This is a genomic window from Xenorhabdus sp. KJ12.1, from assembly GCF_963876495.1.
Classification (GTDB): domain Bacteria; phylum Pseudomonadota; class Gammaproteobacteria; order Enterobacterales; family Enterobacteriaceae; genus Xenorhabdus; species Xenorhabdus stockiae.
On the sequence record NZ_CAWNQH010000001.1, the window covers coordinates 152179 to 173702 of the forward strand.

General features: G+C 40.5%; 22 protein-coding genes and 1 riboswitch. Of the genes, 10 read left to right on the forward strand and 12 right to left on the reverse strand.

What is annotated here, in order from left to right; genetic code table 11:
- The first annotated feature begins 423 nt into the window (after positions 1-423).
- Positions 424-1791: an L-cystine transporter gene (locus AACS92_RS00690; protein WP_099108198.1), complete on the forward strand. Its 1368-nt coding sequence runs from the start codon at positions 424-426 to the stop codon at positions 1789-1791.
- 96 nt (positions 1792-1887) lie between these two features.
- On the opposite strand, the gene htpX is transcribed toward AACS92_RS00690, so the two are convergent.
- The 8 genes from htpX to ftnA form a co-directional block, all read right to left on the reverse strand.
- A complete protein-coding gene (gene htpX / locus AACS92_RS00695) occupies positions 1888-2772 on the reverse strand; it encodes a protease HtpX (RefSeq protein ID WP_099108199.1) in 885 nt (294 codons plus the stop codon).
- A gap of 209 nt (positions 2773-2981) precedes the next feature.
- Positions 2982-5081, reverse strand: coding sequence for a carboxy terminal-processing peptidase (gene prc / locus AACS92_RS00700; protein WP_099108200.1), 2100 nt, complete (start codon positions 5079-5081; stop codon positions 2982-2984).
- A gap of 19 nt (positions 5082-5100) precedes the next feature.
- Positions 5101-5814 (reverse strand): RNA chaperone ProQ, encoded by a 714-nt coding sequence (gene proQ, locus AACS92_RS00705; protein ID WP_099108201.1) that lies wholly within the window; start codon positions 5812-5814, stop codon positions 5101-5103.
- Between the two features lie 95 nt (positions 5815-5909).
- Positions 5910-6407, reverse strand: a complete 498-nt coding sequence (locus AACS92_RS00710) for a GAF domain-containing protein (protein WP_099108202.1) — start codon at positions 6405-6407, stop codon at positions 5910-5912.
- A gap of 622 nt (positions 6408-7029) precedes the next feature.
- Entirely contained in the window at positions 7030-7392 is a 363-nt protein-coding gene (locus tag AACS92_RS00715) for a YebY family protein (RefSeq protein WP_099108203.1), read from the reverse strand.
- A 222-nt stretch (positions 7393-7614) separates the two neighbouring features.
- Complete coding sequence (gene copD, locus AACS92_RS00720; RefSeq protein ID WP_099108204.1) at positions 7615-8574, reverse strand: copper homeostasis membrane protein CopD; 960 nt, start codon at positions 8572-8574, stop codon at positions 7615-7617.
- Positions 8574-8960 (reverse strand): copper homeostasis periplasmic binding protein CopC, encoded by a 387-nt coding sequence (copC, locus tag AACS92_RS00725; RefSeq protein WP_099108205.1) that lies wholly within the window; start codon positions 8958-8960, stop codon positions 8574-8576. The genes copD and copC overlap by 1 nt, the downstream gene beginning before the upstream one ends.
- 228 nt (positions 8961-9188) lie before the next feature.
- Positions 9189-9701 carry a non-heme ferritin gene (gene ftnA, locus AACS92_RS00730; RefSeq protein ID WP_099108206.1) on the reverse strand — a complete coding sequence of 171 codons (513 nt, stop codon included), beginning with the start codon at positions 9699-9701 and terminating at the stop codon, positions 9189-9191.
- A 375-nt stretch (positions 9702-10076) separates the two neighbouring features.
- Here ftnA and AACS92_RS00735 point away from each other — a divergent pair, with 375 nt between their 5' ends.
- Entirely contained in the window at positions 10077-10307 is a 231-nt protein-coding gene (locus tag AACS92_RS00735) for a DNA polymerase III subunit theta (RefSeq protein WP_099108310.1), read from the forward strand.
- 59 nt (positions 10308-10366) lie between these two features.
- Here the strand turns inward: AACS92_RS00735 and pip are convergent, their stop codons facing one another.
- The 3 genes from pip to AACS92_RS00750 form a co-directional block, all read right to left on the reverse strand.
- A complete protein-coding gene (gene pip, locus AACS92_RS00740) occupies positions 10367-11320 on the reverse strand; it encodes a prolyl aminopeptidase (RefSeq protein WP_099108207.1) in 954 nt (317 codons plus the stop codon).
- A 256-nt stretch (positions 11321-11576) separates the two neighbouring features.
- Positions 11577-11954, reverse strand: coding sequence for a protein YebF (gene yebF, locus AACS92_RS00745; protein WP_099108208.1), 378 nt, complete (start codon positions 11952-11954; stop codon positions 11577-11579).
- Positions 11955-12054: 100 nt separating this feature from the next.
- Positions 12055-12237 carry a YoaH family protein gene (locus AACS92_RS00750; RefSeq protein ID WP_099108209.1) on the reverse strand — a complete coding sequence of 61 codons (183 nt, stop codon included), beginning with the start codon at positions 12235-12237 and terminating at the stop codon, positions 12055-12057.
- Positions 12238-12403: 166 nt separating this feature from the next.
- On the opposite strand from AACS92_RS00750, the gene pabB reads away from it, so the two are divergent.
- From pabB to mntP, 8 genes are all read left to right on the forward strand, one after another.
- A complete protein-coding gene (gene pabB, locus AACS92_RS00755) occupies positions 12404-13774 on the forward strand; it encodes an aminodeoxychorismate synthase component 1 (RefSeq protein ID WP_099108210.1) in 1371 nt (456 codons plus the stop codon).
- On the forward strand, positions 13771-14334 hold the full coding sequence (locus AACS92_RS00760; RefSeq protein WP_099108211.1) for a CoA pyrophosphatase: 564 nt from the start codon (positions 13771-13773) through the stop codon (positions 14332-14334). The genes pabB and AACS92_RS00760 overlap by 4 nt, the downstream gene beginning before the upstream one ends.
- 176 nt (positions 14335-14510) lie before the next feature.
- Positions 14511-15875: an L-serine ammonia-lyase gene (locus AACS92_RS00765; protein ID WP_099108212.1), complete on the forward strand. Its 1365-nt coding sequence runs from the start codon at positions 14511-14513 to the stop codon at positions 15873-15875.
- Positions 15876-16413: 538 nt separating this feature from the next.
- Positions 16414-17379: a PTS mannose transporter subunit IIAB gene (gene manX, locus AACS92_RS00770; RefSeq protein ID WP_099108213.1), complete on the forward strand. Its 966-nt coding sequence runs from the start codon at positions 16414-16416 to the stop codon at positions 17377-17379.
- Between the two features lie 80 nt (positions 17380-17459).
- Positions 17460-18257 (forward strand): PTS mannose/fructose/sorbose transporter subunit IIC, encoded by a 798-nt coding sequence (locus AACS92_RS00775; RefSeq protein ID WP_099108214.1) that lies wholly within the window; start codon positions 17460-17462, stop codon positions 18255-18257.
- A 13-nt stretch (positions 18258-18270) separates the two neighbouring features.
- The gene (gene manZ, locus AACS92_RS00780; RefSeq protein WP_193756828.1) at positions 18271-19128 is read left to right on the forward strand and encodes a PTS mannose transporter subunit IID; all 858 of its coding nucleotides are present in this window, start codon (positions 18271-18273) and stop codon (positions 19126-19128) included.
- Positions 19129-19219: 91 nt separating this feature from the next.
- Entirely contained in the window at positions 19220-19678 is a 459-nt protein-coding gene (locus AACS92_RS00785; protein WP_099108216.1) for a DUF986 family protein, read from the forward strand.
- Positions 19679-19819: 141 nt separating this feature from the next.
- A riboswitch (yybP-ykoY riboswitch) is annotated at positions 19820-19995 on the forward strand.
- A gap of 7 nt (positions 19996-20002) precedes the next feature.
- The gene (gene mntP / locus AACS92_RS00790; protein WP_153044717.1) at positions 20003-20587 is read left to right on the forward strand and encodes a manganese efflux pump MntP; all 585 of its coding nucleotides are present in this window, start codon (positions 20003-20005) and stop codon (positions 20585-20587) included.
- A gap of 55 nt (positions 20588-20642) precedes the next feature.
- Here mntP and rlmA read toward each other — a convergent pair whose 3' ends face one another.
- Positions 20643-21458 (reverse strand): 23S rRNA (guanine(745)-N(1))-methyltransferase, encoded by an 816-nt coding sequence (gene rlmA, locus AACS92_RS00795; RefSeq protein ID WP_099108218.1) that lies wholly within the window; start codon positions 21456-21458, stop codon positions 20643-20645.
- Positions 21459-21524: the final 66 nt, after the last annotated feature.

The window sequence follows — 21524 nt, forward strand, 5'->3', positions numbered from 1 at the left end:
TACTTTTAATCAAATAATGGTCCTATTTTAATAATAGGACCAATCAAAAACATAAATATTATTTCTTTATTTTTGCTTATTAATTTCACTATCTGGTATCTAACTTCTGAGTTACAGCTTGCCATTGTTGATAAATAAACTTATATATTAATCAGATAACTCCAATGGCTTCATATTCTCTGAGGCGGCCCCACTCACATATTGGCTAACATTGAACGAAAGCAGAACAAATCCCATAAATACATATAACTAATAGTGCTATTTAGTGACAAATAATTATATTATATTCTCTAAAATTATAAGAAAGCTAATACTTATATTGATACCATAATTCTTTAATAAAATAATGGTAAAACTTCTCGCTATAACTCGAAGTGAATACATACCATACAAGAATATTAGTCAGAATATTGGAGACTAGGGATGAATTTACCACTCATTATTAATGTGCTGGTTTTTACAGCACTACTCGTTATATTAGCAAAAACGAGTTCAGATCAATGGAGTCTATCCAAAAAAGTTCTTATTGCCTTAGTTGTTGGTGTCTTTTTTGGATTAGCATTAAATGTTATCTATGGTGCACATAACCCGATCGTGAAAGAATCAATTAAATGGTTCAACATCGTCGGCAATGGTTATGTGCAATTGTTACAAATGGTCATTATGCCATTAGTCTTTGCTTCTATACTAAGTGCAGTTGCACGTCTGCATAAGGCATCTTCCTTAGGTAAGATCAGCTTGCTGACTATTGGTACTTTACTGTTTACCACAGCGATTTCTGCTTTAATCAGTGTTGTTATCGCCAATATGTTTGGATTGACCGCTGCTGGATTAGTTCAGGGGACACAAGAGACTGCTCGTCTGTCAGCAATTGAGACAAGCTATATTAATCGGGTTTCAGACCTGAGTGTACCGCAACTAATCCTCTCTTTTATTCCCAAAAATCCATTTGCAGATCTTACTGGAGCAAATCCGACCTCAATTATCAGCGTCGTCATTTTTGCAACATTTTTGGGAATTGCAGCTCTGCAAATGCTGAAAGATGACCATGAACGCGGTGAACGAGCTCTTATCGCGATTGATACTATGCAAGCATGGGCAATGAAACTAGTCAGGCTGGTTATGCGCCTTACCCCATACGGAGTAATGGCATTAATGACCAAAGTAGTTGCCAGTTCTAATATTCATGATATTGCCCAATTAGGTAACTTTGTTGTTGCTTCCTACATTGCTATAGGTTTAATGTTTGTTGTACACGGTATTCTTTTAGCTATAACAGGTATCAACCCGCTAAAATTCTTGAAAAAGGCAGGTCCTGCTCTGACATTTGCTTTTACCAGCCGCTCAAGTGCTGCAAGTATTCCGTTAAATGTAGAAACGCAAACACGTCGCATTGGTGTTCCTGAGTCTATAGCCAGCTTTTCCGCCTCATTCGGTGCGACTATCGGCCAAAATGGTTGTGCAGGAATTTATCCTGCTATGTTAGCGGCTATGATTGCTCCAACAGTTGGTATTGATCCTTTTGACCCTTTATGGATTGCAACTCTGGTGGGGATTGTAACTATCAGCTCTGCCGGTGTGGCTGGTGTTGGTGGTGGTGCTACGTTTGCCGCACTTATTGTTCTACCAGCGATGGGATTGCCTGTTACTTTAGTCGCTTTATTAATCTCTGTTGAACCACTGATTGACATGGGGCGTACTGCTCTGAATGTTAACGGAGCTATGACTGCCGGTACAATTACCAGTCAGTTAATGGGTAAAACTGATAAAAAGTTATTTGATCAGGATTAAATAGTGGTAAAAAAGCCGGGATTCATGATAAATCCCGGCTTTTTTCATTTAACTGTTTAGATTCTCATCTTTTAAATAGATGCAAGCCAAGCAGTATTACTTAATATATTCGCCACTACGCAACGCTTCAATACGTTTATCCAATGGTGGGTGAGATAAGAATAACTCACTAAAACTCTTCGATTTGCCATTGATACAAAACGCCATCATGCTGCCTTCTTCCTGAGGCTCATAGCTTGTTTTGAGACGCTGTAATGCAGCAATCATTTTCTCACGCCCGACAAGTTTTGCTGAGCCTGCATCTGCGTGAAATTCACGATAACGAGAGAACCACATGGTAATAATACTTGCCAGAATGCCAAATACAATTTCCAAAACCATGGAAAGGATCATATAAACAATAGGGTTGCCATTACTACTGCTTTCGCTCTCATCGTCACTGCTGGACAAGAAACTTGCAGCTGCTTGTGCAATGATACGTGAGATAAAGATAACGAATGTGTTTACAATCCCTTGTAACAACGTCATTGTTACCATGTCGCCATTAGCGATATGGCTAACCTCATGAGCAATAACAGCTTCAGCTTCATCACGGCTCATATTATTCAGCAAGCCTGTACTAACAGCCACTAAAGACGCATTACGGCGCGCTCCTGTAGCGAATGCGTTAATATCCGGTGCATCATAGATAGCAACCTGTGGCATAGTGATACCGACTTGATCGGACTGACGGCGAACAGTTTCCATCAGCCAGAATTCCATTTCGTTAGACGGCTTTTCAATAACCTGCCCACCAACAGAACGTAATGCCATCCATTTTGACATTAACAAAGAAATAAATGCACCACCAAAACCAAACAAACCAGCCATAATCATAAGGCCGGCAACACTACTTCGCTGTACTCCCGTAAGTGAAAGTATTATCCCAAACACAACCATAACGGCAAGGTTGGTGAGCAGGAACAGGGCAATTCTCATCATATAAATTTGCTTCCTTTAATAATCAAACAGTTCAACTAAAAGTAAATCATAAGATGGGGACTAAGACCATATTATTCAATTTCTTTAAGATATTAAGCGATAGAATCAACGTAACTTTACAATTTTACATAAGATCCAGCCAATAATACAAAAGTAAAAAAACCGACTATAAAGTCGGCTTTTTTGTATTGTGATATTTAAAACCACTACTATTTATTCTGAGTTATTTCAACTGGCTGGTGAGCCAGATCCAGAGCAATTTGTACGGACTCGTCTAAGTAAGGGTCTGGCCCTTTATAATCTTTTGCTAAGTCATCAAGTGACACTAGTGGTTTTTTGCCTTCTCGTTTGAAGCGCTCATTGATACGATTTAGTTTAATCGCCTCATACTCTTTATTTTCTTTCTCTCGCTCTGCATAGTTTAATGAATAAACACCATGGCGAGCTTTTAGTACCTTGTAATAGGCGATATCCTGGTCAATATATTTAAATTCAGGATCATTAGCGATACGCTGGCGATGCAGTTTAGTTAATGATGGTACTAACTCTGAAATATTCTTTGAAGAAGAATAAACTGCTGGCTGGATACTATCCCAAGGCAAAGCATTATCTTCCTTACTTTCACCTATATCAGTAGGCTCTGCCCCTGTTGGCATAAGAATATCAGGTGTCACACCTTTAAGCTGAGTACTACCACCATTTATCCGATAAAACTTCTGAATAGTATATTGCACTGAACCAATTGCCGGCCAGTCAGGGCTGAGCATTTGATCATAAATGCGATTCAGGGAACGATATTGTTGAACTGTCCCTTTGCCAAAAGTCGGCTCACCAACAATTAACCCACGACCGTAATCTTGCATAGCAGCTGCAAAAATTTCAGATGCAGATGCACTTAAATTATCAACTAAAACAACCAAAGGGCCTTTATAATATATCGCTTCATCATTATCTGAATCTTCTTTAATCCGCCCTGTATTATCTCGGATTTGTACAACCGGACCAGTTGTGATGAATAAACCAGAAAGTGAAACAGCTTCTGTCAGCGCGCCACCACCATTACCACGCAAATCAATAACAATGGCAGAAACATTTTGCTTAGTTAGTTTTTGCAGTTGTACTTTTACATCATTAGTCAAACCAACATAAAAACTGGGAATATCAAGAACCCCCACTTTTTCTTTACCAACAGTTTTAACGGACATTTTAACTGCGTTGTCTTCAAGGCGAATATTTTCACGAGTTAACGTAATAATATGATTTTTTGCCCCTTTTGCACTTGGAATAATTTCAAGGCGGACTTTACTGCCTTTTGGCCCCTTGATCAGAGCAACAACATCTTCCAAGCGCCAACCAACAACATCTACAATAGGTTTACCTGCCTGCCCTACCCCAATAATTTTATCCCCGACTTTGAGCAAATTACTTTTGGCTGCCGGCCCTCCCGCTACAAGTGAGCGAACGGTTACATATTCATCATCATATTGTAAAACAGCACCGATCCCTTCAAGTGAAAGGCTCATCTCTGAATTAAACTGCTCTGTATTACGAGGTGAAAGGTAGCTAGTATGAGGATCTATTTCACGAGCAAAAGCCATCATTATGATTTGAAAAACATCTTCACTTTTACTCTGAGTCAAATGTTTCAGTAACGTCCTATAGCGTTTTGTCAGCGTTTCCTTGATCTCTTTGTCATTTTTCCCTGAGAGTTTAAGATTTATCCAATCTGACTTAATCTTTGCATCCCAAAGATTATTTAATTCTTCAACACTCGTAGGCCACGGTGCTTTATCACGTTCAGTCTCTAGCTTATCATTTCCATCTAAGCGGATAGGCTGCTCTAACCTGGAAAGAGCATATTGATAGCGCTCAAAACGACGTTTTTGCTGTAAGTTAAATAATGTATATGGAAGGTGTAAATCACCATTTTCAAGCTCTTTACCCAAAAGCCCTTTTTGTGTGGCAAACTGCGCGATATCTGATGCCAAAAAAATATTATGCCCATAATCGAGCATATTTAAGTAACGATCAAAGATCTTGCCTGAGAAATCGGCATCAAGATTGAAATGTCGGTAGTGAGAACTGAGAAAACGGGAAACAACCCGTTTACTTACTGTCGCATGTTGTGGTTCCGGTTTTAGATCGGGTAACTGATTTATAGTAACAGTAAGCTGATTATTCCCAATTGCTGTTCCGGCAACAGGTACAGAAGCATTACTACGAGCAGCGCCATCATTGACAGTATCTGCATACCCTGTACCAAAAAATGATAGCCCTAAAACGAAAGCCAAAGTAATGAGTTTGTTCATGCCCAAGTTGGCCTCCGTATCAGAACTTTAAGTGTTCTGCGCGTACAATCATTGCCAGACCAGTAGGTAACTGCACTCTTACACCATCTTTCGCAATTTCCAGCACAGAAGCATCCATTAGGCTTTTTCCTACATTTACTTTGATTGTCTGCCCGACTTTCAAAGAGGATACATCTGTAACTGAGGTTAACTCAGGTTGTGCAATTTTTTTGCTAGTTTTATCTGCTGGTTTACGCGATTGCTGCGGACGCTCTTGCGGACGAGTTGGACGTTTATCATCCTTTTTACCTGCTTCCGGACGGCGACGAGGCGCAGCCTTTTTATTCACAGGACGTTCGCTTTTCTTGTCAGATACGTTTTCTGTTTCACGTTTTTTGGCACGTTGCTCAGCTCGTTGAGCCTGTACACGAGCTTTAGCTTCCGCTAACTGCTGGCGCGCATGTTCAATATGCTCAGCTTCCAGCTCACCACATGCATTACCGTCAAGGTCAACACGTTGAGCACCTTCTTTTACACCATAAAGGTAACGCCAACTGGAAGTATACAAGCGCAGAGCAGAACGGAGTTGTGTTTTACTTAAACACTCTTCGCCCTGAATACGTTCAACGATATCCTGAAAGATCCCGATTTTCAAAGGACGTGCTTCACCTTCTGCGGCGAAACATAACGGGAAACGATCAGCCAAAAAAGCAATGACTTCTTTACTACTGTTCAACTTAGGTTGATTTTCCATGAAATTTCCTGATTACAACGGTTTTGCCAACCAGCGCAGGCATGAACAGGCGACATTATAATGGTGTTGCCGATAAATGCCACGTCATACATAAGTTAAGTTACATTCTGTTGCAGATATTTTGGCACAACACATTGCCCCAAATGCTCACAAAGCCTGCTAACAAGGGCTTTCAAGCCATGTTCATCGTATTCATCGAACCGGTCAAAAACCGTGCTGTCGATATCAAGAACGCCAATAACTTGCCCATTAATTTCCAAAGGAAGGACAATTTCAGCATTACTATTGGCATCACAGGCTATATGACCAGGAAAAGCATGTACATCAGAAATACGCTGAATACTATTCTTTTCTACAGCGGTTCCGCATACCCCTTTCCCTATAGGAATACGAACACAGGCAATTTTGCCCTGAAATGGCCCTAAAACTAGGGTATCACCATCTACCAAGTAAAAGCCAACCCAATTAACATTATCCAAATGTTCATATAACAATGAACTTGTATTTGCGAGAGACGCGATCAGGTTATACTCACCTGATAATAATGCCATCAAGCTATCTGATAAATTCTCATAGAGTTTATACTTATCCATATACACCTATACAAAGTAGTCAAGAACAACAAATGAACAACAATAAATTAACGAACAGGGATTCTTATTAAAGATATCAGTCACTCCGATAAATTTTCTGCTACCCCTTGTATTCGCTGCCCCAGCTTAAAGTCTGAAGCACAGAATTAGAATTTTCTTTCGAGAATTTTACCAGTATTCACTTTTAAAATTCAGTTAGTTATCACAGCTTATATTATAAAACTACCTGATTTGCAGTCCAAACCGTGTTCCTGTTCAAATTATTATCCAATATTCTCTCTACCGACGAATGGTTGTTTATTGCGATTTTTTTGTGTTTGTTTGTCACTACATTATTGCCACTCAAAGCCTACTGAACAAATTATACAAATTAGGAAAAACATGATCCTGTGAAAAAAGAGTAAAATTATTCACTAATTATGGTAAGCATAATAAAAAAAGGCCGAGCTCATTCCTCTACTCGGCCTAGGGAAAATGGCTCTGTTAGAGAGCCGTGCGCTAAAATGCCATTGAGACGTAGAACAACTTACCTCTTAAAGAGTAGTTGACACATGGTAATTTACCAATTTTGATTAATTTATTAGCACATTAATTGACATTTCATTCATATTAGCAATAAAAATCACCTATCTTTTTTATCACCTAATTTATAATCACATAAAGACATGGCTGCCTTTTGAAATGGTTCAATGCTCATTTTTTGATTATTATGTTCAGGATCATCTAGAAGTATTGTACTTAGCGGTGTTGCAATCACTTGATTGGCTTGCACAAGTTCTTCTGCTCGTTCATTAAGTGGGTATTGCATAAGCGTACTGGGGTTTATCACGAACAATGCACCTCCTGAACGGCAATCAAGCATAACCTCTTCACGGGTGAAAGCCCATTGCTTACCAAACTGTAATTTACTTACAGTTTGTATTGGAGCCGCTATCCCCTGAAAAGAAAAAAACAAAAAAGATAAAACACAAAATACTCGTTTCATTGTTATTCCCCAGATAAATACACAACCCGAATTCTAACGCCCTTTTCCCTGTTTATATAGCTAAGACTACACTCATTACCATAACCAATACACTTAACTGCACTACACTATACCCGCAAGGAAATGGCAGCGCAGAAACTCTGCGCTTATGCATTTAATACGAAATACAGTTGAAAAGTGGCTAAACCGACCAAAATGGAATATACCGCATGTAAATAAGGATCACACAGGAGGTTCTGTTGCAAAAATAGCAACACATAGCAGGGCAGTTGTTCCCAGAATGATTTCCAGCCAACTGTTGATCATTAGCAATTCATAGCGCCCTTTTTGCTTTAATTTAGGCACTAGGATATAACGATTGATTAAGGCTAAGATGACCATAATTGTGACCAATATTATTTTTAGCCATAACATTGATTGGTATTCGGAGGCCGGGACATCAAAAACCGGCCAGCCCGGAATTAAAATGATGCTACTGACAATGCCTGTGGCAATCACCAAAAAAACGGCCAGATGCCCATAATTAGAAAATCGTCTCATCGCAGCAACACTTTCATCATAAAAACGATTCTTTGTGTCATCCCCCCCCACCTTGCCAGGAGTTGAATTCAAGCCAGCACTACTTTTCAAACGTAAAAATTGCAAACACAGCAAAAACGGCCATAACCCACCAAACCAATAACCTGCACTGAGTAAATGGACAACCTGATTCAGTTGAAGCAGTTGACCAAGTTCTCCTTCATACATAGCAGCATGCCCAATGAAGGCATGGCTTGAAAGCAAGACAACAGAGCAGCCTAATAATAAAAAGTGGTTTACTTGAGAACTACCGGCATCAGTACGTAAAAAGAGTATTCCTACCACAGCAAGTGTTGCAGCCAACAATTGCCACTGCCATACCTTGCCAAAAGCGGTTCCTAATACGGCCTGCCATATTTCAGGCTGGTAAGCATCGTGCCAGCCGTCTCCCATCAGCCCAGCCTGTACGATAAACCAGACGATTGAAGTAATAAAAGCCAGTACCGTACTAATCCCTAAAGCAGACTTCAGCCGTTTTCTAATCAATACTGAAAAGTGGCCTGATGCAAGTAAGGTAATGAACAGGCTAAGCCCGAACATTAGCATTACAACCACAAAGTGGAAGAAACGGCAGAGTACGTATAATGCCTCGAGTGAAATCATTATCTTACAGTAAAGTTATAGACACCTTTTGTTTTATGACCATCGACTGACAATACACTCCAGTCAACGCGATATTCTCCGGCGGACAGTTTGGCTTCAACCGGCAGAATCAACTTGGTTTTAGTCTCCGGATCAAGCTCCAGTTTTCCTGTTTTAATCTCTTCTTTTTCCGGACCAATTAATTTTACTTTGCTAAACCCGAGTTCAATGCGCTCTGAAAAACTCAGAGTTATAGCTTGTGGTGCAGCTTCAACAGTTGTATTTTCAGCCGGAGTTTGATCTTTTAAATTGGCATGCGCTAAAGCCTGTTGGCAGGATATTCCAACAAACAAAACAACCAAGGCAGATAACTTAGTCCAAAATGAACGAATGCTAAAAATAGTCATAAATATATAACCCTTTAATATAAAGACGAATTTTATAATTGAGAGGATTCTATATCAAAAGACAAGTTTAATCTGTGGTAAAAGACCGGACCTGTGAAGCACCACGCAAAAACAATAGTGGAAAATAAAACGAAAAAACCGTGAATCCTGCTTGACATAGTCAAAAAACAGAAGTCACGGTCCAAAAATCCATCAGACAGATAGAGGCTAGTTTATTATAAACCTTTCTCAGGCATGGGCTGCATGTGCAGGAACAGATAATCCTTTCAAGTCTTTATCCAGTAAGAATAAAGATTTACCACTTTCACCCACCATACCCAGTTTATCCAGAATAGATTTGAATAATTTCTCTTCTTCATGCTGCTCAGAAACATACCACTGTAAGAAGTTAAAAGTAGAATAATCCTGAGTTGTCATCGCCAGGTGAGCCAGTTTATTAATCTCTTCAGTGATCAGTTTTTCATGCTCATAGGTCTGATTGAATACATCAGAAATGGAACTGAATTCAACAGGTGGAGCCTGAATTGCGCCCAGTACAGGCATTGCTCCAGTATCGCCCAGATAATCAAATAAGCGTTGCATATGCTGCATTTCTTCCTGTGAATGGGCTCTCAGAAATGCTGCCGCTCCTTCGTACCCTTTATCACTACACCATGCACTCATTTGCAGATATAAATTAGCAGAATAAAATTCCAGATTTAATTGCTCATTTAATTTCGTGATCATTTCTTGTTTTAACATTAGCCCAATCTCCTGATGATTAATTAACTGGAGCATATTATGCCTATTAAAAACCAATAAAACAAAAATAAATTAATAATAAATAACTCATTGATAATTAATAAGTTAATCTCACCCCCTAACAAGAATAAATCTCATTAAATATAATGAAATAATAATCAATTTTATTTGATTTAATATTTATTAAAATAAAACCAATTTAATAGAAATGATAATTGATATTATTAATATTCACTCGACTATTTTTTATTCAAATAACAGCTTGCTAAATGAACGAGACTCCATTAATTTTATCTCCTGAGGATATATCTTATAGATTTCAAGAATCAACTTGAGAGACGAAAGGTATACATAGTATTTTTTGGAGACAATATGATAGAGCATAATTTAGCCAGGCTATCAAAAGGTGAGATGGACAAAGTCAACACTGATTTAGCTGCATCAGGGGTTGCATTTAAAGAGCGTTATAATATGCCTGTCATTCCGGATAATGTTGAGCAAACCCAGCCACAACATCTGAGGGAATATTTTCAGCAGCGGTTGAGGCATTACCGTCAGCAATCAAGGTCTTTATCACGTTTACCTTACGAGCCCAAAAGCCGTTAAAAAATAGCAATTAAAAAATTGTAAAAAGTAACCACTGCGTGAGCAAGTGGTTACCTTATCTACTTTCCGACAAACTTATCCGTTGCCTTGATTAACTGATGCAAAATACCCGGTTCATCAAAAGAGTGACCTGCTCCTTCAATAATATGGAGCTCGGCTTCTGGCCATGCTTTTGCCAGATCCCAAGCATTCTGTACCTGACATGCCATATCATAGCGCCCATGAATAATGACTGCTGGAATGTGCCTGATAGCATCAATATGATCTAATAGCTGTTGCGTCTCATCCATAAAACCGTTATGGATAAAATAATGATTTTCAATACGTGCAATTGCCAGAGCGAACTGTTCTTCTGCAAATGAATCTGTATGTTCAGAAGGTAACAGTGTGATAGTTTCACCTTCCCAGGTACTCCATAGTTGAGCGGCTTCCAACTGTACGACGGGATCACTACTTGTCAGACGTTTTTGATAAGCACTAATCACATCTGCACACTCTTCTTCAGAAAGAATGGATAATATACGTTCCCATTTTTCCGGAAAAAATCGGGAAGCACCTTCCTGATAATACCATTGCAATTCTTGAGGCCGGAGTAGGAATATTCCCCTTAATACCAGCTCTGATACAGCATGAGGATGTTTCTGGGCATAAGCCAGAGATAATGTTGAACCCCATGAACCACCAAAAACCAGCCAATTATCAACGCCCATTAGTGTACGTAAGCGTTCAATATCATCTACCAGATGCCAGGTTGTATTATTCTCAAGGCTTGCATGAGGCTTAGAGCGCCCACAACCACGTTGGTCAAATAACATGACATGGTAATGTTCAGGGTTGAATAGCTGCCGATGGTAGTGGGCTATTTCTCCGCCTGGTCCTCCGTGAATAAATACCGCAGGTTTACCTTTAGGATTACCACACAGTTCCCAGTAAATCTGGTGCCCGTCGCCGGTATCCAGATAGCCAGTCTTATATGCATCATAAGCCGGATAAAGTTTCCGTAATTCCGTCATAGAGACCTCTTAATCAGATACACCCACTGGGTTCCAAATTGTGTCCGCCAGTAAGAGAGTGACAAAGTTGCCGGAGCAACCAAAAGTGGCTCCATTGGGAAGCAGGAGCCTTTAATTGATCCCCCGGAAGCATAACTCATTAGTAGTAGGAATAAGAGAGTACAACCAACAAATAGGCAAACTGAAAGAAGAAAGGCATAAAAAGGGATACGTTTCTAGTATCCCGAACACATATGAAGCTATCATGACTCTTTAATTACCGGGTTTCACTATAGCTGATAGTCTCTTTCTGGCAATCAATTGTGACATTATAGCTTTTGTCATTTTTAGTGCCCCTGACAACTAACGGAACCTGCAATGCGTCTTTATCACCGGTAATATCGTTGACATTTACCCATGCTACGGGTTTTGCAGTACCTAATTGTTTCCTGTCCTTATCCCAGTGATTAAGACGATTTTGCAGGAAATCTTGTTTAACTTGTGCGGCTATTTGATCTTTAGTCAGATTTTTGCAGGAAACAAATTTAGCGACATGGTCATTTTCAACAGCTGATACAGCAGTTGTAAACGTAAAAGAAAGTGCAACGGCCACATTCAATAACCCTGCACGATGGATGAATTGTTTTATCTTCATGTTACCTCCTATTACCATCCAAATAGTATGGATTAATGTTAGGTTAAACTAACATGTAATAGAAAGTAATTATGTGAGTTTTGTTAAAAATGCGTTGTGACTATTTTACGTCATCCTCAAACAAAACATGGATCTGCTCTTTATCCTGATGTTTTTCTCTCAGTTCCTGAGCCACAATCGCGATTGCTTCTCCGCTACTCATTCCTTCAGAAATAAGTTGATGGATCCTTTCTACAGCAATTTGTTGTTCTTCATGGGACAGTGCCGGCATACCCGAAAACATAGCGTTTACCTCTAATATATAGTAATAACTGATGATAATTGTGATTATATACACAATCAATTTTAAGTTGCAGTATGACAGCAAGTGAACCAGTGCACCATTCTATGATAATCTCCCCCCAATTAATCAGTTAATTTTGAATTGCCCTGCCAATACGGGTTCCACCATGAAAATTGCATTACAAAAACGTCAGTTACCTTATTTTCCTGATCTTGCAGCCAGCTATTTTGCTCCTCTTTCCGCCTCTCCTTGGGCAATGTTGCTACATTCAGGAGCCGCTCAACATTCACATAATCGATTTGATATTATTGTTGCTGAACCAATCATCACTCTTGTGACTCAAGGAAACTCTACCGAAATCAAAAGTCATGATACAGTCTCTCATTCTCAAGAAGATCCCTTTCTTTTACTAAAAAAACATCTCAATGACTGCAATATTACCCCTCAGTTTGATCCTGACCTGCCCTTTCAGGGAGGAGCATTGGGAATATGGGGGTATGATCTCGGGCGATGGACTGAAAAGCTACCAGCGACAACCATTAATGAATTGAATTTCCCGGATATGGCCATTGGGATCTACGATTGGTGCCTTATCATTGACCACCACCAGCAAAAAGCAACTTTATTAAGCTATCACGATATTGATACTCGCCTGGCATGGCTGGAAGCGCACACCCAGCACCGCGAAACAAATTTTGCCCTCACCAGCGCATGGCAATCCAATATGAGTGAACAGCAATATCATGAAAAAATTGCGCATATTCATCGTTATTTGCGTAATGGCGACTGTTATCAGGTTAATCTGGCACAGCGTTTTCACGCAAATTATCAGGGTGATGAATGGCAGGCTTTCAGGAAACTCAACGAATCTAATCGCGCTCCTTTTTCGGCTTTCATTCGTTTGCATGAAAATTGCGTTATCAGTGTTTCACCCGAACGTTTTTTATTACTGGAAGATAATAAAATCCAGACCCGGCCGATCAAAGGCACATTGCCACGTGAACAAGACCCGGAAAAAGATCGATTACAAGCTGAAAAATTAGCCAAATCCCGGAAAGACCGCGCGGAAAATCTGATGATCGTTGATCTTCTCAGAAATGATATCGGGCGTGTAGCGGAGGCGGGATCAGTTAAAGTCCCCGAATTATTCGTTGTTGAGCCTTTTCCGGCTGTCCATCACCTTGTCAGTACCATTACTGCAACATTACCAGACGAATATCACGCAACAGATTTACTGCAAGCCTGTTTCCCCGGAGGTTCCATCACGGGAGCTCCAAAAATCCGGGCCATGGAAATTATTGAAGAATTAGAACCGCATCGCAGACATGGATATTGTGGAGCTATTGGCTATATTAGTTTCTGCGGTACAATGGACAGTAATATTACTATACGCACCCTATTGACAGAAAAAGGAAAAATGTACTGCTGGGCTGGTGGGGGAATCGTAGCTGACAGCACTGCGGAAAAAGAGTATCAGGAAACATTCGATAAACTTGGACATATCTTACCGAAATTAAGGGAACTCCATACATCATGACATCTCTTTCTGATTTTATTCATCGGTTTCAACTGCAAACTCCCGTACAACCAGACTATCCGGTCAGCAATCAGCGGAATGCCGCTGTATTACTACCAATTATTTGTAAGCCCGAGCCTACACTGTTACTTACCCAACGGGCCCGGCATCTACGTTCGCATGCAGGGCAAATTGCTTTCCCCGGTGGCGCGGCTGACCCGGAAGATCATTCACTGGCTGCTACCGCGCTACGTGAAGCCGAAGAAGAAGTCAATATTCCATACCATCAGGTACAGGTTCTGGGGCAATTAGCCCCTATGGAAAGCAGCAGCGGGTATCATGTCACTCCTGTCGTCGGGTTAGTGTCGCCTCCCTTCTCTTTTCAGGCCAATCCAACAGAAGTGGATAATTTTTTTGAAATCCCGCTTTTTGATGCACTCTCCCTTCCCAACTACCAGTATTTGGATGTTAAGAAGCATAACCGCCAACATCGGATCTACTTTTACTGGTATCGCGGGCAAATGATTTGGGGATTAACTGCCTCAATTATTTATCGGCTGGCTCAACAAGTTCAAAATTAGAGCTAAAAATAACCACTAACAAACATTATTTGCACATTTATTGTCCGAAATCATACCAATAACTATTATAATTAAAAAAAAACTGTAAACTCCTTTATCAACACCACTAAATAACAGTAAAGTAACGCGCTTTATTATAAATATACTATATCTCTTTCTTCTTTAAGGAGTCTGGCGTGATTAGCGTTTTCGACATGTTTAAGGTGGGTATCGGCCCATCCAGCTCTCATACTGTTGGTCCTATGAAAGCAGGAAAACAATTTGTCGATGATCTTGTAAACCAGGGGCTTATGTCCTCTATCACGCGTGTAGCTGTTGATGTATACGGCTCACTTTCATTAACCGGGAAAGGTCATCATACGGATATCGCCATTATCATGGGGTTGGCCGGTAATATGCCTGCAACTGTTGATATTGATTCAATCCCTGGTTTTATTCGTGATGTTGAGCAAACTCAACGTTTGCCGCTGGCAAATGGTTTACATATAGTCGATTTCCCTCGTGACGGAGGCATGAATTTCCGGAGCGATAACCTTTCATTACATGAAAATGGCATGCAAATCCATGCATTTGCAGGTGACGAAAATGTTTACAGCAAAACCTACTACTCTATCGGTGGTGGTTTTATTGTTGATGAAGAGCATTTTGGTAAGCCATCTCAGAACACAAAGCCTGTTTCTTATCCATTCAGCTCTGCTGCTGAATTACTGATGAATTGCAGCAAAACAGGCCTGTCGCTTTCCGGCCTGATGATGAAAAACGAGCTGGATTTACATAGCAAAGAAGAAATTGCTGAATACTTTGCAGATGTATGGGATACCATGCAGGCCTGTATTGAACGAGGCCTGAATACAGAAGGCGTTTTACCCGGCCCTCTGCGTGTACCGCGCCGTGCTGCGGCTTTGCATCGTATGCTGACATCATCAAACAAACTTTCAAATGACCCGATGAATGTTGTTGATTTAATCAACATGTTTGCTTTGGCAGTCAATGAAGAAAATGCCGCTGGTGGCCGCGTTGTTACAGCACCAACCAATGGCGCATGTGGGATCGTTCCAGCAGTACTGGCTTACTACAACCACTGCATCGAACCGGTTACTCCTGAGCTGTATACGCGCTACTTCTTAGCCTCAGGTGCGATCGGTATTCTGTATAAGATGAATGCATCTATTTCCGGTGCAGAAGTTGGCTGTCAGGGAGAAGTTGGGGTTGCCTGTTCAATGGCGGCGGCAGGTCTGGCAGAATTGCTCGGCGCAAGCCCTGAGCAGGTGTGCATTGCAGCTGAAATCGGCATGGAACACAACCTTGGTTTGACTTGTGACCCAGTTGCCGGACAAGTACAGGTTCCATGTATCGAACGTAATGCAATCGCTTCAGTTAAAGCGATCAATGCCGCTCGTATGGCATTGCGCCGCACCAGTGAACCACGCGTTTCACTGGATAAGGTTATTGAAACTATGTACGAAACTGGTAAAGACATGAATGCCAAATACCGTGAAACATCACGTGGTGGTCTGGCCATAAAAGTACAGTGTGACTAATCAAATCTGTAAGTTATCAATATGGCATAAGTTAAATAGCGACATTCTTTAAGTTCAGATTTGGCTTATCCGGAAAAATCCCTGCTAATACAGTAGGGATTTTTTTTGGCTGAAACGGATCAAAGAAGTACATTTTTTCCTCTTTCCTATTTAAGACATCACTTTCTTTTTATCTAAAAATTAACAAAATGTTACCGGAAACAGATGTTAAGACTGAAAATTAAAAAAATAAAAGAATTAATTAATTTTTATTTACCATAATTAAAATTAAAATATTATTTTCACCTATCAAAATAGTTCGACTTAAATTTTCTGACTGATAGCAATTTTCTTGAATGATTCCAATGATAATCTAATGACATATTTTCTTATGTAACAAAATAGAGTCCATAAGAAATGAAATACTTGGGATGGAACCTCGATAAAACATAATGTTTGTAACTATTATGTTTATTAACTGATAGTAAAACAGGTTGGAAGTATTGAGCATGAGCTTGCAATAAATCCGAGTTCGATTGTTACAGAAAGGGGAAAACAAGTGAGTATAGCCATTATGATTGGCACACACGGGGCTGCGGCAGAGCAACTGCTACGTACCACGGAAATGTTGATTGGGGAACAAGAAAACGTTTCCTATATTGACTTCGTGCCCGGTGAAAATGCCGATACATTATTCGAGAAATACAATAAGAGACTGGAGTCACTTGATACAACGCAAGGGCTCTTGTTTTTTGTTGATACCTGGGGTGGCAGCCCGTTTAATGCGGCAAACCGGATTGCTGTAGACAAAAAAAACTACGAAATCATTACGGGTGTAAACGTACCAATGTTGGTTGAAGCCTTCATGTGCCGTGATGATGACCCATCCATGGAAGAATTGGTTGCTGTTGCATTAGAAACAGGAAGAGAAGGCATTCGTGCTCTTAAAACAGAGCCTGAAGAAGAGGCCAGTAAACCTGAACCTGCCAAGCCAACCGCTCCAGTTGCATCTCAGGTTAGCACTCCAGTTGCAGGCGGTCATATGAAAATCGCACTTGCACGTATTGATGACCGTCTTATTCACGGTCAGGTTGCAACCCGCTGGACAAAAGAAACTAACGTAAAGCGTATCATTGTAGTTAGTGACGAAGTTGCTCAGGATACCGTACGTTCCACTTTATTAAAACAGGTCGCACCTCCCGGCGTCAGGGCGCATGTGGTCGACGTTGAGAAGTGCGTCCGTGTTTATAACAATCCCAAATACGCCGGTGAACGCGTTATGCTGTTATTCACCAATCCTACCGATGTACTGCGTATTGTAGAGGGTGGGGTTTCACTGGAATCTGTCAATATTGGTGGTATGGCTTTCCGTCAGGGTAAAACCCAAATCAATAACGCCATCTCTGTTGATCCAACTGATATCACTGCTTTTGAAAAACTGAATTCACGCGGTATAGAGCTTGAAGCACGTAAAGTTGCCAGCGATGCGCGTTTAAATATGATGGATTTACTCAAAAAAGCTTAAAAAAATAAAGATATTTTTTTACTAACCATTACTCAACAACAAAATTCTTACCAAATTATATTTGGTTACAGGAGAAAACAATGGAAATTACCGTTGTTCAACTTTTCTTGATATTCATCGTTGCCTGTATTGCAGGTATGGGTTCTATTCTTGATGAATTTCAATTCCATCGCCCATTAATTGCCTGTACATTAATCGGCCTGATCCTTGGTGATGTCACAAAAGGCATCATCATCGGCGGGACGCTGGAAATGATCGCTCTCGGCTGGATGAACATCGGTGCAGCGATTGCCCCGGATGCAGCTTTAGCATCCATCATTTCGACTATTCTGGTTATCGCTGGTGGACAACAGGTTGGTGCAGGTATTGCGCTGGCAATTCCACTGGCGGCAGCGGGTCAGGTTCTCACTATTATCGTTCGTACCCTCACTGTCGGCTTCCAACACGCGGCAGATAAAGCCGCTGAAAACGGCAATCTCCGGGCCATTACAGCTCTTCATATCTCTGCTCTGGTGTTGCAGGCAATGCGTATTGCCTTACCTGCGCTGGTTGTCGCCCTGTCTGTCGGCACATCTGAAGTTCAAAATATGCTGGATTCAATTCCGGAAGTCGTTACTACGGGCCTGAATATCGCAGGTGGCATGATTGTTGTTGTTGGTTATGCGATGGTGATTAACATGATGCGTGCTGGTTACCTGATGCCATTCTTCTATCTGGGTTTTGTGGTCGCGGTATATGTACATAATCTCGTCATACTTGGTGTCATTGGTGCAGTTATGGCAATCCTGTATATTCAGCTCAGCCCTAAATACAATCAATCACAGGCAGCCGCTCCTGCTGGTAATACCCCAAATAACCTTGATAACGAATTAGATTAAGAGGATGAACAACATGTCAGATACAATAAACATGGGTCAGAAAAAACTGACACAAAGCGATATCCGTGCTGTCTTCCTGCGTTCTAACTTATTTCAGGGTTCATGGAACTTTGAGCGTATGCAGGCGCTGGGTTTCTGTTTCTCAATGGTACCAGCCATCCGCCGCCTTTATCCTGAAAATACTGAGGAACGTAAACTGGCCATCAAGCGCCACTTAGAGTTCTTCAATACACATCCTTATGTCGCAGCACCTATTCTGGGTGTCACTCTGGCAATGGAAGAACAGAAAGCCAACGGTGCTGACATTGATGCCGCTGCAATCAACGGGATTAAAGTCGGCTTGATGGGACCACTGGCCGGTGTGGGCGACCCGATTTTCTGGGGAACTGTGCGCCCTGTTTTTGCTGCTCTTGGTGCCGGACTTGCCTTAGGTGGCAGTTGGATCGGGCCATTTATATTTTTCGTCCTGTTCAATCTGGTGCGTTTACTAACCCGTTATTATGGCGTTGCATATGGTTATAAGAAGGGAATAGATATCGTCAAAGATATGGGAGGCGGTTTCCTGCAAAAAATGACAGAAGGCGCGTCAATTCTGGGTCTATTTGTCATGGGGGCGCTGGTTAATAGTTGGACAAAAATCGACATTACACTGGTTGTCTCTAAGGTTCCTGACCCTACAACCGGTGAGATAAAAATCAACACTGTTCAAACCATTCTTGATCAGTTGCTGCCTGGGCTTGCACCTCTATTGCTAACTTTTGGATGTATGTGGCTATTACGGAAAAAAGTAAACCCTTTATGGATTATTATCGGCTTCTTTGTGATTGGTATTATTGGTTATTATTTCGGTCTTCTTGGTGTAGCCAAATAGTTTTATTGAAGAATTGATTAACTGAAAATAGGGAGAGGAAGCATTTCCTCTCCCCCACTTACAAAACAGATCAGGAAACTCAGGAGTAAACATGAGCCTGAATGACATCATATTGATAGCTTCAATTTTATTAGCGTTCGCTTTTGCTATTTATGATGAGTTTTTTATCCACTACTTCAAAGACAAGACGCTGTTAACTATAAAATTAAAAAGAAAACATCGTATAGATGCTTTAATATTTATTATCTTAGTTAGCATTGTGATTTATAATAATATAGCTAGTCAAGGCAGCCCATTAACAACTTATTTATTATCGTTTATTATTTTAATCTCAATATACTTTGGCTATATACGCTCACCTAAAATTATCTTTAAAAAAGAAGGATTTTATTATTTCAATCGCCTTTTTTATTATGAAAAGATTAAAGCTATAAATTTATCCGAAGATGGTATTTTAATGATAGACTTTGAGGTAAATAAAATATACATAGCCGTAACAAAATTAGACGATTTAGAAAAAATCTATAAATTTCTACTGAGCAATAAATAATATTCTCCTTTCTATTAAATAAGGCTGTAATATCACATCAGCCTTATTTTTCATTAGAAGAAAGATAATGATAATTATTATCAATTAAATAACTTAACATTGCACAAAATATTTTGCCTTTCACTCCGAGTATGTTATCGTCCAGCCCAGTCATTGGGGAGTAGCCTGTTCCAGAATATTACTGGGAAATTCGTATCAACATGCTCGTTTTAATAAAACGTGGTACGAATGCCGAATCGGTTGGCAAGACCATAGACATATAAAATCACCATTGGTTGGGGGTGTTTTATATGTATATGGAACTACCCAACCGAGGCTATTTTAATGAATTTCTATGCAACACTCATTCTTGCACTAGCCCTCTCTATGGATGCTTTTGCTGCTGCCGTAAGTAAAGGAGCAGCCCTTCATCGTCCTCATTTACGTGAAGCAATTCGAACAGGGCTTATCTTTGGCCTTATTGAAGCCTGTACGCCTTTAATCGGTTGGTCTCTGGGAATTTATGCCAGTCAGTACATTATGGAGTGGGACCATTGGGTGGCATTCACACTATTATTTGTCCTTGGCTGCCGGATGATTAGAGAAAGTTTCAAACATGATCCTGACGTCACCACCAGGCCAACAGCACCACGCCGTCATAGTTCAGTAACCTTAATATTTACCGCTATTGCAACCAGTCTGGACGCGATGGCAATTGGTATTGGCCTCGCTTTTTTACAAGTTGATATATTGCCCACAGCGATGACTATAGGAATAATGACGATGATCATGGCAACTTTGGGTATGTTAATTGGGCGTTATATTGGGCCATTATTAGGTAAACGGGCAGAGCTTATTGGTGGATTAGTATTAATTGCTATTGGCTTCAATATATTATTCGAACATCTTAAATTATTTATGTATGCCTGATATTTATTCATAAATGAATTCCCCTCTCTTATTGCGGGGAATTCATTCAAAGAATTTAAATATGACGGTAAACTTTTAATGTGAAATCAGCTTCACAATTAAACAATTTATTAGCCATTAAATGGCTTTTAACGTCTTCAGACGCTCTCCAGGCAAAAGGTGTCATCTGTAATAAATTATAAGCCTGTTCACCATCCAGCTGCATTTCATAAGCCAGAGTTTCCTCAGCCACTAATTCATACCCTTCCAGTTGCTCGGTATTCTCAGGGTGTAAATGGACTTCCTGATAAATCAACTCTTTCAACTGATACAAGTGACGTGGGCCGGGCGTTACAGTGAGAACAATCCCCCCTGATTTTACAACTCGAAATAACTCAGCAGCTTTGCAGGGAGCATAAATCCGCAAAATACCATCAAGGGAACCATCTGCAAACGGCAACCGATGACTGGATGCCACACAAAAATCAACATCCGGATAACGTTTGGCTCCATAGCGGACTGCAATTTTCGCCACATCCAAGCCATAAACGGTTATGGGCCGTTTCAGACTCAAAGCCTGTTGTACCGCAGCAGTGTAATACCCTTCTCCACAGCCAATATCCAACAACACTCCAGCCTGTTCAGATAAAAAGCGATCAAATAGCTCAATAACTTTTTGCTGTAATACCTGATAGTGACCTGCCTGTAAAAATGCCCTTCTCGCCTGCATCATCTCAGCACTATCACCCGGCTCTTTTGAACGCTTATGCTGAACCGGTAACAAATTCACATAACCTTCTTTTGCACAATCAAACTGATGATTGCTTTCACAACGCCATTGGTGATGGGAAAACAGTAATGGTGAATGACATAAAGGACATTGATAAGACATAACATTCCGATAGGAGTAAAGAATAAATCAGGCATTCACTATACCATATTTCGGTTTGGTATGTTT

Bases quoted from the DNA above. Each gene is read 5' to 3' on its own strand.
- AACS92_RS00715 (WP_099108203.1), bottom strand. From the start codon at position 7,392: ATGAAACGAGTATTTTGTGTTTTATCTTTTTTGTTTTTTTCTTTTCAG.
- prc (WP_099108200.1), bottom strand. From the start codon at position 5,081: ATGAACAAACTCATTACTTTGGCTTTCGTTTTAGGGCTATCATTTTTT.
- AACS92_RS00775 (WP_099108214.1), top strand. From the start codon at position 17,460: ATGGAAATTACCGTTGTTCAACTTTTCTTGATATTCATCGTTGCCTGT.
- ftnA (WP_099108206.1), bottom strand. From the start codon at position 9,701: ATGTTAAAACAAGAAATGATCACGAAATTAAATGAGCAATTAAATCTG.
- proQ (WP_099108201.1), bottom strand. From the start codon at position 5,814: ATGGAAAATCAACCTAAGTTGAACAGTAGTAAAGAAGTCATTGCTTTT.
- mntP (WP_153044717.1), top strand. From the start codon at position 20,003: ATGAATTTCTATGCAACACTCATTCTTGCACTAGCCCTCTCTATGGAT.
- AACS92_RS00785 (WP_099108216.1), top strand. From the start codon at position 19,220: ATGAGCCTGAATGACATCATATTGATAGCTTCAATTTTATTAGCGTTC.
- pip (WP_099108207.1), bottom strand. From the start codon at position 11,320: ATGACGGAATTACGGAAACTTTATCCGGCTTATGATGCATATAAGACT.
- AACS92_RS00760 (WP_099108211.1), top strand. From the start codon at position 13,771: ATGACATCTCTTTCTGATTTTATTCATCGGTTTCAACTGCAAACTCCC.
- copC (WP_099108205.1), bottom strand. From the start codon at position 8,960: ATGACTATTTTTAGCATTCGTTCATTTTGGACTAAGTTATCTGCCTTG.
- rlmA (WP_099108218.1), bottom strand. From the start codon at position 21,458: ATGTCTTATCAATGTCCTTTATGTCATTCACCATTACTGTTTTCCCAT.
- manZ (WP_193756828.1), top strand. From the start codon at position 18,271: ATGTCAGATACAATAAACATGGGTCAGAAAAAACTGACACAAAGCGAT.
- AACS92_RS00710 (WP_099108202.1), bottom strand. From the start codon at position 6,407: ATGGATAAGTATAAACTCTATGAGAATTTATCAGATAGCTTGATGGCA.
- pabB (WP_099108210.1), top strand. From the start codon at position 12,404: ATGAAAATTGCATTACAAAAACGTCAGTTACCTTATTTTCCTGATCTT.
- htpX (WP_099108199.1), bottom strand. From the start codon at position 2,772: ATGATGAGAATTGCCCTGTTCCTGCTCACCAACCTTGCCGTTATGGTT.
- yebF (WP_099108208.1), bottom strand. From the start codon at position 11,954: ATGAAGATAAAACAATTCATCCATCGTGCAGGGTTATTGAATGTGGCC.
- AACS92_RS00690 (WP_099108198.1), top strand. From the start codon at position 424: ATGAATTTACCACTCATTATTAATGTGCTGGTTTTTACAGCACTACTC.
- AACS92_RS00750 (WP_099108209.1), bottom strand. From the start codon at position 12,237: ATGTTTTCGGGTATGCCGGCACTGTCCCATGAAGAACAACAAATTGCT.
- copD (WP_099108204.1), bottom strand. From the start codon at position 8,574: ATGATTTCACTCGAGGCATTATACGTACTCTGCCGTTTCTTCCACTTT.